Here is a 13,453-nt window from a genome sequence, read left to right as displayed (position 1 = left end):
TAGAACAGGTGAACTATCCTTTCGTTACAAGAAAATAGTAGAAAATCAGAGTAGTGGTTGAAAATCCTTTTTTAATTAATGCGGACTTAAGCATACCAATCGCCCTGAACTTCCGTATACGCAGATTTTCAGGAGTAAGCTGTAACTGAGATGCCACCTGAGCAGGCGGAACTTCTTCGAGGTAAAGTAATTTCAGCACTTCGGCATACATAGGTGGCAATTTGCCGATCTCTTCATAAACTGACACCATCAGTTCAGAAAAAAGCATCCTGCTTTCAATATAGGCCGGCTCATCGTTCTCCAGCCTTGCCATTTCTTTCTTGTATTTGTCCCTGACTTCAATATGGTCAAGTATATTGAGTGCAGCGTTTTTTGCCGACACATACAAATAAGCTCTCAATTCAGCAATGGATTGGAATTTCTGTCGGTTTTTCCAAACTTTCACAAAAACCTCCTGCGTAATATCCTCTGCCTGTAATTTGTCTTTTACGATCTCATTACAGAAAAAAACAAGAGGTTTATAATGTGTCATGTAAACCTGCCGGATCGCCTGTTCATCCTCTTCACGAAAGAATCGAATCAGATCCTGATCATTATATGAAGTATTATTTTCCAAATTTGATTGCTGCTGGAACCCTGTAACTCAAAAAAGCTACAAATTTAAGGATACTTGACTTCTTTTCAGGAACGGGGATATCGGGAAGGAAGAAATGATGGTTCTATAATATCCGCACTTTGCGGCCCGGATACATATTCGTCTTTTTTATACTTTTTCCGGAAATGGTAAACCGGATTTCCTTTTCAGGGCCGGTTTCCATTCCGTTCTGCACCAATTTTGCGCGCAAATAACCAGCATGAAAAAGATATTGGTTGCGCTTGTATTGCTCACTGCAGGCAGCACATCACTGACTGCACGACAACTGGCTGCCGTTCAAACGGCAACCCCTGTTACAGAAGATGGTAATGCCATTGTAAAAGGAACGATCAGAACTGCAGACGGAAGCCCTGCCGCATATGTGAGCGTAGTACTGAAAGGCACCAGCAAATTCACCGTGACAGATGAAGACGGCAATTTCCAGTTCACCCGCATAAACTCCGGAACTTATATACTTGAGATCTCACTTGCTGGACTCGAAACGCTCGAGAAGAACATCACAGTACAGGAGAAAGAAACCCTTGCCCTTCATATCCACCTGAAAGAAAACGCGAAACAACTGGAAAGTGTTATCGTGGAAGGACGCAGGAACCTGAATGGCCGGCCCGTTACCATTGGTAAACTGCCCATTGCTCCCCTCGACCTGCCGCAGGCCATCACGGTGATCGGTCAGCAAACACTGAAAGAGCAGCAGGCAATGCGCCTCAGCGATGTGATCAAGAATGTGAATGGTATTTATCTCGGCACTGCCCGTGGCAGTACCCAGGAAACCTTTTATGGAAGAGGATACAGCTTTGGGGCGAATAATATGTTCAAGAACGGAGCCCGGCTGAACACCGGTACAATGCCCGAGATCAGCGGTCTGGACAGAGTGGAAATACTGAAAGGATCAGCCGCCATCCTCTATGGAAATGTTGCCCCCGGCGGTATCCTTAACATGGTCACCAAGAAACCGAAATTCAATTTCGGCGGCGAGGTAAGCATGCGCACCGGCTCCTATGATCTGTACAAACCCTCCATAGATGTATTTGGCCCGCTCAGCAAATCAGTAGCTTACCGTATCAATACCACTTATGAAAAGCTAACAGCTTCCGCGATGATGTACACTCAACCCGTTATTATGTAAATCCATCCTTTCTCTTTAAGCTGTCTGAAAGAACAGAACTGATCCTGGAAGGAGATTATCTCTATCACAAATTCACGCCCGATTTCGGGATAGGCTCTATCGGCGACAGCAATCTGGCCCCGGCCGGTCGTAATCAATTCTTCGGCACTCCCTGGCAGTACGCAAAATCACAGCAGACCACTGGAACCGCCACCATCAAGCATCAGTTGAATGATAACTGGACCATCAATGGAACCCTGTCTTATCAAAACTATAACCGCGATTATTTCTCCACCGAGCGTATTCAGTGGTCAGGAGCCGAAGACAAATACGGCGATTGGAAACGCCCGCTCGGCAGAACCTATACTGAAGAGGATTATTACCTGGCCCAGGCATTCGTGAACGGTAAATTCAAGACCGGCAACCTTGATCATACCTTACTGGCAGGGATAGACGCAGATCAGATAACTACCATTGGCAAGGCATTTCAGATTGCAGGCGGCACTTCATATGACGTGATCAACCTGTTCAACCCCTCCAAATACACGCGGCGCACGGATATGCCTAATACCTGGGACACAGCGAAGACGAAAGCCCCCGTTGTCCGCTTTGGCGCTTATGTTCAGGACCTGATCCAATTAGGAGAGAAATGGAATTTGCTTGCCGGGATCCGCTGGAGCTATCAGGATGCCAAAGGCATTGATACCATGCGCTACAATATGATCAACAAAAATGATACTGCATTTACAGGAGTATCGAGAACAGATAAAGCCTTCTCTCCCAGGGTTGGCCTCGTATATAAACCCATTCCCACCACTGCCATCTTTGCCAGCTATTCCAATTCGTTTACCATCAACAGTGGATCAGATCTTGATGGCAACCCTGTAAAGCCCTCCATTGTTGACCAGTTTGAATTGGGCATCAAAAATGATCTGCTTAACAACAAACTTTCCATTAACGTAACAGCCTACAGGATCATCAATCATAACCTGGCCCAGATGGCGCCATATCTGAAAAATGGCGACCCCAACAATAATAGTCTCATAAAAGATTTAACCGGAGAAACAACCAGTGACGGTGTGGAAGTTGATATTGCTGCACATCCCGTTCAGGGCATGAATATCATAGCCGGTTACAGTTATAACAATATGCGTTACACGAAAACCGATTCTGCCGGCAGTAACTTTGTTGAGGGCCAGCGTCTGGTGAACAGTCCTGCACATACCGCCAATGCTTCCCTATTCTATACTTTCTCCGCAAAATCCCTGAAAGGACTGAGGCTGGGTGCTACTGCGGTTTATATCGGGGATCGTGTAGCAGGATGGAACAATACATTCGCCAACAGGAAAGCGGGTATCGACAGACGTATCCCTATTAAAGGATATACAACCCTGGATCTCACGGCAGGATACAGCTGGAAGAACTTTTCATTGCTTGCCAAAGTGACCAACCTCTTCAATGAACTGAATTATATTGTTCACGAAAACTACAGCGTTAATCCGATTGCACCGAGGCAATTCCTGGCAACCCTTGCTTACAGATTTTGATACTATTCAAATACAAAAGAAATCGCCCTGCCTAAAAAAGCAGGGCGTCTTTTTTTCATTAAAACAATTACGAATGATATAATAACATCACTATCACAGCGCCTGAAATGGTCAGTAATATATTTGCCACAGCATAGGTAACGGTATAACCCAATGCAGGGATCTTGCTCTTCACTGCATCCTGCACCGCCAGCAGCGCCGCAGATTCATCATGCGCGCCCGCGCAGGCGCCCAGCGCAATGGCAGGATGGAATTTGAAAACATATCTCGCCAGGTACAATGCCAGCACCATCGGCAGGATGCTGAGGATCACACCGGCGATGAAAAGATTCACGCCTTCCTGTTGTAATCCTTTTACAAATCCGCTGCTGCTGCTGATGCCAACAATAGCTATGAACATATGCAGACCGAGTTTCTGCAACAACCATACACTCGGCGCAGGGATATTACCGAATACCGGCCGCCTGGTTCGCAGCCAGCCGAAGAAAAGTCCGGCTATCAGCGAACCGCCGCTGGTACTGATGCTGAGCGGGATATCGCCTGCCTTCACAGACAATGCTCCTACCAGTGAACCGATCACAATTCCAATGCCCACATAAACGATATCCGTTTCAATTCCTGATTTCTCTTTGTAACCGATCTTCTTCACCGCATTGTTCAGATCTTCCTTAACGCCCACCAGCTCCAGCGCATCACCTTTCTCGATAGTGGTCCTGTGTGTTACAGGAATTTCAATTCCCGCCCTCGTGAGCTTGCGAACGCCCACTCCATGTACAGAATCTCTCCTCCGCAAAGCACCAAGACTATGACCTAAAATTGATTTCTTTACAGCGATCACGGTGGCCACTTCTATCGGGAAGCTCAGCAAACCGGAGTCCATGATCTCTTCCCCTAGAAACTCTTCTGCGCCTACGATCTGCGATCTTTGTCCACTTACCGCAATCACATCATTCAATTGCAGTTTGGTATCTGACATAACTTCCACCACTTCTCCCTTCCGGCGGATACGCTGTACATACAGCGGCTTCTGCCGGTTCACCATAAAATCTTCCATGGCTTTCACACTCAGGCCCTCCTTGAAAAGCTCAGTGGTCAGTTTGTATGCGCGGAAAGCCACCTGATCATAGGCAGTAGTTATATTCTCTCCATCTTCTCCGGTGGAGCCCATTTCAGCTTCCAGTTCTTTGGCTTTCTCTGCCACATTACCTCCGAGGAGAATGGGGCCGATCACCGAGAGGAACCAGGCTGTGCCTGCCGTTCCGAAAATATAAGTAACGGCATAGGCCACCGCGATCTGGTCTGTCCAGTCTTTTTTCAGTCCTTCCGTGATATTTAGTTTGCTGATGGAATCGCCCGCCACACCGATGATGGCGCTGCAGGTATTGGCACCGGACAAGAGCCCTGCTCCTGTGCCGGGTGTAAATCCGAACAGTAACGCCAACACATAGCCGAGAGCAAGACTGGTGATGCAAATAGTGGCGGAGAACAATGCCTGGCTCAGTCCATCTTTCTTCAATCCCTGGAAGAATTGCGGGCCGATACTGTAGCCCATGGAAAAAAGGAAAAGTAGAAAAAAGATGGATTTGCTTTCAGCCGGTATGCTGATATCCCATTGCCCCACAAGTATGCCAACCAGCAGCACCGAGGTAACAGTGCCCAGGGTGAATTTTCCAACTTTCAGTTTACCGATGAAAAAACCGGCTGCGAGTACAAAAAAAGCGGCAATCTCGGGATAATGCCTAAGCGTTTCTTTAAGCCATTCCATGGATGGTGATTTAATTGAAAGCTTACGGTCAGGGATGTTCGAGGAGGTTGAGAATCAGTCCGGCAGGGCTGCCCGGGACATTCAATCAACAAATTACAGTTTTATACAATACCGTTAACAATTATTTTTGGTACCTTTGCCTCACTTATTACTTCCTCCCTCCTATTTTGACTTCATTTCATTCATTATTTGAGGTATGAGATTGTAAGCCGGGTAATGTGCCGCAACAGGCTGGCAGCTTACCAATCTTTATTCATTTTAAATCAGAATTCAATTGTTATTCGAGCAATTACCAATTGCAGCGCCCATATTGAAGGCGTTGGCAGAACAAGGGTACAGTAACCCTACTCCCATTCAGGAACAGTCGATCCCCGTTATACTGCAGCAGAAAGATATTCTTGGCTGCGCACGTACAGGCACAGGCAAAACCGCGGCCTTCGCAATTCCCATCATCCAGTTACTGGCTGAAGAAAAAGCGAAAGCACCTGTAAAAGGTATCCGCGCACTCGTACTCACTCCTACCCGTGAACTGGCTTTACAGATCCAGGAAAGCTTCGATGCGTATGGAAAGTATACCAATATCAGGCAGGTAGTGATCTTTGGCGGCGTTTCCCAGCAATCGCAGGTGAACGACCTTCGTAAAGGTTGCGATATCCTCGTGGCCACTCCGGGCAGATTGTTAGACCTGATGCAGCAGAACATCATCAGCATCAGCCAGATCAGGATCCTGGTCCTGGACGAAGCAGACCGCATGCTTGATATGGGCTTTATTCACGACGTGAAAAAAGTGATAGCGAAGATCCCTGCACAAAGACAAACACTTTTCTTCTCCGCCACCATGGCGCCTGAGATCAGGAAGCTCTCCGATACCATTCTGAAAGAACCGGTATACGTGCAGGTGACACCAGTTGCATCTACAGCAGAAACAGTGGAACAAACACTGTACTATGTAGACAAAAAGAACAAGAATCCCTTGCTGGTGCATATCCTGAAAGATCCGGCCATCACATCTTCCATTGTGTTCAGCCGTACCAAGCATGGAGCCAACAAGATCGCGAAAGCGCTTTCCAATGCAGGCATCAGGGCGGAAGCCATTCACGGCAACAAATCACAGGCAGCACGTCAGCGTGCGCTTCAGTTACTGAAGGAAAGAGAGATCCGCGTACTGGTGGCCACCGATATCGCAGCACGCGGTATCGATGTGGAAGAGCTCAGTCATGTTATCAACTACGATCTTCCCAATATCCCTGAAACATATGTTCACAGGATCGGAAGGACCGGACGTGCAGGCGCAAGTGGTCTCGCCATTTCATTCTGTGACCAGGAAGAAAGAGAGTTCCTCCGCGATATCCAGAAGCTGATCAAAAAGAATGTTCCTGTTATTGCAGAACATCCTTTCAAGCCAGGCAGCCCGATCGTAAAAGAACCAGTGGTAGCGCAGGCTCCGGCCATCGCCAAAACACAGGCTAATTCCAAACCTTTGCAGCAGCATAATCAGCAAAGCAGGAATAATAGAAACCGGAACAAGGAAAGGCAATCACAGGGTGAATCACGCAATACCAGTAATGGCCGCCAGCAGCAGCCGCAGGTAAAGCAGCAGACGAACCAGGGTCAGCAACCCCGTCCGCAAAGACCGGTTGCAATGCAGACAACTACCGGCAATGCACAACAGAAAATGGTAGTTCAGAAAGCGCAGCCTGCTGTACAGCAGCAGCAAAAAGCAGTTGTTCAGAACAACAACGGCACGCAACAGAAAGGGAATATGCAAAAGCCGGCTGTTCAGCAACAGGGCAGCAGGCCACAGCCGTCCCAGCAGAAATCTGCTGATCGCCCCAAACAACAGCCACAGCAGCAACAGGCCAATCAGTCCAAACCAAAGTACGAATACAGCAGCAAGCCTGCAGCCAATACAGAATTGAACCAGGCGCCTGCTTCCTTCAAACTGAAGAACCGCTTCGGCAATTCAGAAGATGAAGCTGAACGCTGGTAATCACTGAATATTCTTTGCATCAAAAAAGCTCCGTCACCGGAGCTTTTTTTGTATTTTGATACCTCAACCTGAATTGTATGAACGAAACCAACCGCAGAACCTTTCTCACTGCTACAGCCGCACTCTGTGCAGGCACCGTTACTGCTGCCGGCCCATTCCCGGTAGCAGGAAAAAAATATCCTGTAGTGCACCATGTTTTCTTCTGGCTGAAAAATGCAGGCAATGAAACCGACAGAAAAAAACTGATCGAAGGAGTGAAAACACTGAAGGCCATCGATACAGTTGGCGAGCTTCATGTAGGTGTTGTTGCCTCCACAGAAAAACGTGATGTGGTAGACAATAGCTGGGATGTATCCGAGCTGATCTTCTTCAAAGATCTCGCAGCACAGGCAGCTTACCAGGTGCATCCTGTTCATCAGGCCTTCATCAAAAATTATGGACATCTCTGGAGCAAAGTGATCGTTTACGACGCAACTGAAGTTTAAACTCTCACACAACGCAATCCCCATCTATATTTCAGGGCGCTCTTCAAAGAGCGCCCTTATTGTTGCAACAGCATTACTCATATCCGGTAAATCATTATTCAAAAAATATTTGAATAGAGTTGATTACTGTTTACCATAATTTTTTTTAAGAAAATTGTAACACAGCATTGAATAAGTACCTAACTTGGTACCTGCATCAAACACTGAAGTCACATGAGAAAAACTGAAACACGCAGTTATTATGGCTGCATATATCCCCGTTATTTGCTACACCCTCCTCCGGCAAACGGGTCCCCCGCAAATTCCCAATCGACAACTTTATTGTTAACCACTTAAAAAAAAGTGTACACTTTTTTAACCGCATTGCCCTAAGCAATGGGTGATGCATTTTTTACCAAACCAAAATAAGGTCATGAGAAATCTACTGATGTTCTTGTGCATGACGCTATGCGCATCGCTGGCCTATGCACAGAACCGGACGATCAGGGGTAAAGTTACAGATGAGAGTAACGCTCCCCTCGCCAATGCATCTGTTCAGCTCAAGAGTTCCGGAAAGGGAACCACCGCCGATGAACAGGGTAATTTCACCATCACGGCTGCCGCCGGTGATGTTTTAGTAATCAATGTTATCGGGTATGAAAAGAAGGAAGTGAAGGTAGGGGCGGAAGACCTGCTGAATATTTCCCTCAAAAGACAGGACGCATCCATGCAGGAGGTGATTGTAACTGCCATGGGTATCCGAAGAAGCAAGAATACGCTCCCCTATGCAGCGCAACAGGTTGCCGGAACGGAGATCAGCCAGAGCCGCAGCAACAACTTCGCTCAGTCGCTCTCCGGCCGTGTATCCGGCCTCGAGATCCGCCAGGGCAACGCCATGGGAGCCAGCACCAACGTTGTGGTGCGCGGCGCCAAATCACTGCTCAACAATAACCAGGCACTGTTTGTGATCGATGGAGTACCCGTAGACAACTCCAACAACAACGGATCCAACAAAGGACGCACCACTTCAGATGATATGGCCAATGGCCGTGGTGGTTATGATTACGGCAATGCTGCTGCCGACATTAATCCGGATGATATTGAATCTGTTACCGTACTCAAAGGTGCAGCTTCAACCGCACTCTATGGCTCCAGGGCAGCCAATGGCGTGGTGCTGATCACTACCAAAAAAGCAAAAAAAGGACTGGGCGTTGTAGTCAACAGCAGCGTTACAGTTGGCAAGATAGACAAGAGCACCTACGCCAAGTATCAGAAAGAATACGGCGCAGGCTATCAGCAGGGCAATTACAGCAAAACTGCCGATGGCTCCCCTGACGTTCGCTTCTGGTGGAGGGATCCATTCGGCACAGGCACCAAAGCGCTGATCGTGCCCACTACAGAAGATGCCTCTTATGGCGCACGCTTCGACCCCAACCTGAAGATCTATAACTGGACTTCCTTCGATTCCACTTCACCTTACTACAAGCAACAACGTCCATGGGTAGCCGGAGAAAATGATCCGGTGACTTTCTTCGAAACAGCCGTATCCACCAATAATAGTGTTTATGTTGATGGTGGTGGCGACAAAGTGCTCTTCAAACTCGGTTATACCCGCAACGAAGAGAAAGGAGTTCTCCCCAACAGCCGGCTCCTCAAGAACATGGTGAACTTCGGCGCCAACTACAAAGTATCCGACAAAGTAAGTCTCAATGCCAACCTCAACGTGAGCAAGATCGATGGCAAGGGCCGCTACGGAACAGGTTACAGCAAATACAATATCAACCAGAGCTTCCGCCAGTGGTGGCAGACCAACGTTGATGTGAAGGAACTGAAAGACGCCTACTTCAGAACAGGTCGCAATATCACCTGGAACTGGGCCGATCCCACCAAGACAGACGGCCTCTATCCCATCTACACAGACAACCCTTATTTCATCCGTTACGAGAACTATCAAACGGATACACGTTACCGTTACTACGGTACTGCCAATATCAGCTACGACGTTACCAGCTGGCTTAACCTCCTCGGCAGGTTCTCCCTCGATTCCTATGACGAACTGGAAGAAGAACGCATCGCCAAAGGCTCTGTATCCGTTTCTTCCTACAGTCGCTTTGAAAGAACCTTCAGGGAATACAACTACGACCTGATGGCCAACTTCAACAAAGACATCACTACCGATCTGAACCTGCGTGCCGTTGCAGGTACCAATATCAGGAGGAACAATATGAATTCCAGCTATGCCATCACCAATGGCGGACTGGTGAACGACAAAGGCTATTTCCTGGCCAACTCGCTCAACCCTGTGCCCTACCCTTATGAAGTGGCCCAGCGTATTGCAGTGGACGGATACTTCGCCAATGCCACTTTTACTTATCAGGACTTCCTTACACTGGACGGGGCATTCAGAAGGGACCGTTCCTCCACCTTACCGGAGAACAACAACAGCTTCAACTATGGTTCCGTTTCTTCCAGTTTTCTCTTTTCCAAATTCATCAATGCGCCATGGCTGAGCATTGGAAAGCTGCGCCTCAACTACGCAGAGGTAGGCAACAGCGCGCCTTTTGCCGTACTCAAAGATGTGTACGATCGCAACGCCAACTTCGCCAATGCCGTGATGTTCTCGCTGCCGGATAACAAAAGCAACGAAAACCTGCGACCTGAAAGAACAAGGAGTAAGGAGATCGGCCTTGAACTCGGCTTCTTCCGCAACAGGCTGGGACTGGATATTACTTACTACCACGCAAGAAGTATCGATCAGATCAGCTCTGTGGCCACTTCTTCCGCTACGGGCTATCTCGCCAAATTCGTGAATGCCGGACAGATCCTCAATAAAGGTGTTGAGCTCAGTGTTTACGGCTCACCGGTGAAAACAAAAGACTTCAGCTGGAATATCAATATAAACTGGACGCGTAACCGAAATATTGTAGAAAGCCTCTACGAAGGCGCTCAGAACCTGCAGATAGGCGCCTTCCAGGGCGGCGTAAGCGTCAACGCAACAGTGGGCCAGCCTTACGGCACTATTCAGGGCAAGACCTGGGTCCGTCATGAGAACGGACAAAAACTCGTGGGCAGCAATGGCTATTACGTGCAGACCACCACTACCAACAATGTGATCGGTAATGTAAACCCGGACTGGATCGGCGGTGTGTACAACACTTTCAAGTATAAGAATTTCTCACTCGGTTTCCTGATCGACGTACGTAAAGGCGGAGACGTGTTCTCGCTCGACATGTACTATGGCCTGGCTACCGGCGTACTGGCTGAAACTGCGGGCAACAACGATCTCGGCAATCCCAAACGCAATTCCATTGCAGATGGCGGCGGCCTTATCGTTCCCGGTGTTACAGCAGATGGAAAAGAGAATACGAAACGCGTGGAGAACCTGAAATCAGGTTACTATGGCTACACCTACAATCCTGCAGCCAACTTCGTGTACGACGCTTCTTACGTGAAACTGAGAGAGCTCAATATCACTTATTCATTGCCTGCCGAACTCATCAGCCGCACCAAAATTTTCAAAGGGATCGATGTGAGCCTGATCGGAAGGAACCTGTGGATCATCCACAAGAACCTGCCTTATGCAGATCCTGAAGAGAACCTGACAGCCGGTAACGCACAGGGCATCCAGAGTGGCGCATATCCCACTACAAGATCCCTGGGCCTGAATCTTAAACTGAAATTCTAAATCTGACAGCAATGAAAAAGTTATTCATCATTACTATATCCGCTTTATCGCTGACAGCCTGCACCAAGAGCATCTATGACTATAATGAACAAACGAAAGCGGCCGACGAAGTGCCCGCTCCCACCCTGTTCTCCAATGCAGTGCGCAACCTCAGCGATGTGCTCACCAGTTCCAATGTGAACACAAATGTGTACAGGCTGGTTGTACAACACTGGACCACCACCACGTACACAGACGAGCCCAATTACGATTTCTTCACCCGCAATATTCCACAGCGCTGGTGGCAGACCATGTACAAGGATGTACTGGCGGACCTTAAGGAATGTAAAAGACTGATCCCCGCTTCCGTGGGTGTAACAGCTCCGGTAAAGACCAACCAGGTGGCCATTGCAGGTATCATGGAAGTATATACCTGGTCTATTCTCGTTGGCACTTTCGGAAATGTACCCTATACGAAAGCGCTAGACATCAACAATCTCTTCCCGGTATACGATGACGCAAAGACCATCTACGAGAACCTGCTCACCAGGCTGGATGCGGAGATCGCTGCGCTCAATCCCGCTGAAAAAGGATTCGAAGCCAACCAGGACCTGGTCTATGGCGGCTCCACAGCACAATGGCTGAAATTTGCGCACACGCTGAAACTGAGAATGGCCATGCTGATCGCAGACAGCGATACTCCCAAATCACAGGCCGCAGTGGAAGCAGCAGATGCCAGCGCTTTCAGCAGCGCTACAGACAATGCTGTTTTCAAATACCAGAGTGCAACGCCCAATAACAACCCGATCTGGGCAGACCTGGTACAGAGCAAACGCCAGGACTTCATCGCCAGCGCAACCCTGGTAGACAAACTCAATGCGCTCAGCGATCCGCGACTGAAGCAATATTTCGCTCCCAATGACAACAACGTGTATGTTGGCGGCGTGAACGGTTCCACCAATACTTATTCTTCCTATGCAAGGGCCAGCGCAAAGCTGATCGCTATCGACGCGCCGTCTTTATTGCTGGACTATGTGGAAACTGAATTCTATCGTGCTGAAGCCAAAGAGAGGGGCTATGTTGTTGCAGGCACAGCTGCCGAGCATTACAACAATGCCATCCGTGCTTCCATCAAATACTGGGGCGGAACAGATGCTGAGGCCGACACCTATCTCGCCAGAACAGATGTGGCTTATGCAACAGCTACCGGCACCTGGAAGCAAAAGATCGGCACTCAGAAATGGATCGCATTGTACAACAGGGGTTATGAAACCTGGACTGAAGTGAGAAGACTGGATTTCCCGGTGCTGGCTCCGCCCACCAGTCCAAAATCAGGTTACCCTACCCGTTATACCTATCCAACCAATGAACAGACACTCAATAATAAAAATTACACCGATGCATCCGGCGCCATCGGTGGCGATAAAGTGGATGTAAAATTGTTCTGGGATAAACAGTAGACCGGAACACCGGTTTTGGTAAAAAGGCTGCCTCTTCCGGGGCAGCCTTTTACGTTAATATCCTATATCGGAATATGACGCTTCAGGATAATAAAGCTGCAGTCCGGAGTAAAACTGTACAGTTCAGGGTCAGAGATATTATATTTGGTACCATGAAACCCTTATTCCCCTTAACCCTGATCGCCGTACTGGTGATGAGCCAGTTCCCGCTGGCCACCACTGCACAGGAAGCTTCCACTGAGAATGTGGCGGCCGTTACATTCCTTACACCCGGCTTCAGCTACGAAGTGAAGACCTCGCAATACCAAACATTGTATGCAAGTGCATTCATGAATCTGGCCGCCTCTTTCTCAGTTAGCTCTGAAACGGGAACTGAGTCCAGCTTCTATTTCGATCCGGCCCTCGCCCTCCAATACCGGTTCTATTATAATTTCGGGAAAAGGGTACAACGCAACAGGCGGACAGAAAAGAACAGCGCCAATTTCTTTGCGCTTTCCGGCGGAACGGTCCTATCCAAAATGCGAATGAGCAGCAGTTATTTTGAAGAAAGCTCACGCAGGCCTGTTTACCATGTTGCCGGCTTATGGGGTATTCAGCGCAATATGCCAGGGCGGCTGAATATGAACCTGAGTGCAGGACTTGGCTACCGCTGGGCATCATCCACCGGGCCGCTGCCGGATGGCGGCAAGGTAAAAGAAAATCATGGCCGCCTGATCGTTCCCTTCGACATGGGATTGGGCATCTGGCTCGGCAGAAGAGAATAAAGATCTTATCGTACAACCATCAACGAAAGAAGCGGCCCG

The 13,453-nt window shown here is 48.5% G+C and carries 9 protein-coding genes; 7 read left to right on the top strand and 2 right to left on the bottom strand.

Annotated elements, in window-relative coordinates:
* Window positions 1–13 precede the first annotated feature (13 nt).
* A complete protein-coding gene (locus tag FSB84_RS17510) occupies window positions 14–616 on the bottom strand; it encodes an RNA polymerase sigma factor (RefSeq protein WP_130539217.1) in 603 nt (200 codons plus the stop codon).
* 238 nt (window positions 617–854) lie between these two features.
* Between FSB84_RS17510 and FSB84_RS31115 the strand changes: the two genes are divergently transcribed.
* Both FSB84_RS31115 and FSB84_RS31110 read left to right on the top strand, forming a co-directional pair.
* Window positions 855–1,781 carry a carboxypeptidase-like regulatory domain-containing protein gene (locus tag FSB84_RS31115; protein WP_225979808.1) on the top strand — a complete coding sequence of 309 codons (927 nt, stop codon included), beginning with the start codon at window positions 855–857 and terminating at the stop codon, window positions 1,779–1,781.
* Between the two features lie 20 nt (window positions 1,782–1,801).
* Entirely contained in the window at window positions 1,802–3,307 is a 1,506-nt protein-coding gene (locus FSB84_RS31110) for a TonB-dependent siderophore receptor (RefSeq protein ID WP_317132514.1), read from the top strand.
* Between the two features lie 67 nt (window positions 3,308–3,374).
* Here FSB84_RS31110 and aspT read toward each other — a convergent pair whose 3' ends face one another.
* Window positions 3,375–5,072: an aspartate-alanine antiporter gene (aspT, locus tag FSB84_RS17500; RefSeq protein WP_130539215.1), complete on the bottom strand. Its 1,698-nt coding sequence runs from the start codon at window positions 5,070–5,072 to the stop codon at window positions 3,375–3,377.
* Between the two features lie 274 nt (window positions 5,073–5,346).
* On the opposite strand from aspT, the gene FSB84_RS17495 reads away from it, so the two are divergent.
* The 5 genes from FSB84_RS17495 (at window position 5,347) to FSB84_RS17475 (ending at window position 13,414) form a co-directional block, all read left to right on the top strand.
* On the top strand, window positions 5,347–7,062 hold the full coding sequence (locus tag FSB84_RS17495) for a DEAD/DEAH box helicase (RefSeq protein ID WP_130539214.1): 1,716 nt from the start codon (window positions 5,347–5,349) through the stop codon (window positions 7,060–7,062).
* 77 nt (window positions 7,063–7,139) lie between these two features.
* Window positions 7,140–7,547 (top strand): Dabb family protein, encoded by a 408-nt coding sequence (locus FSB84_RS17490; protein WP_130539213.1) that lies wholly within the window; start codon window positions 7,140–7,142, stop codon window positions 7,545–7,547.
* Window positions 7,548–7,959: 412 nt separating this feature from the next.
* Window positions 7,960–11,211: a SusC/RagA family TonB-linked outer membrane protein gene (locus tag FSB84_RS17485; RefSeq protein WP_130539212.1), complete on the top strand. Its 3,252-nt coding sequence runs from the start codon at window positions 7,960–7,962 to the stop codon at window positions 11,209–11,211.
* An 11-nt stretch (window positions 11,212–11,222) separates the two neighbouring features.
* Window positions 11,223–12,650, top strand: a complete 1,428-nt coding sequence (locus FSB84_RS17480; RefSeq protein WP_130539211.1) for a SusD/RagB family nutrient-binding outer membrane lipoprotein — start codon at window positions 11,223–11,225, stop codon at window positions 12,648–12,650.
* Between the two features lie 152 nt (window positions 12,651–12,802).
* Window positions 12,803–13,414, top strand: a complete 612-nt coding sequence (locus tag FSB84_RS17475; protein WP_130539210.1) for a hypothetical protein — start codon at window positions 12,803–12,805, stop codon at window positions 13,412–13,414.
* Window positions 13,415–13,453: the final 39 nt, after the last annotated feature.

The organism is Pseudobacter ginsenosidimutans, from assembly GCF_007970185.1.
GTDB classification, from domain to species: Bacteria; Bacteroidota; Bacteroidia; order Chitinophagales; family Chitinophagaceae; genus Pseudobacter; species Pseudobacter ginsenosidimutans.
The sequence above is the reverse complement of the archived record's forward strand: the minus strand, read 5'-3'. Positions and strand labels throughout refer to the sequence as shown.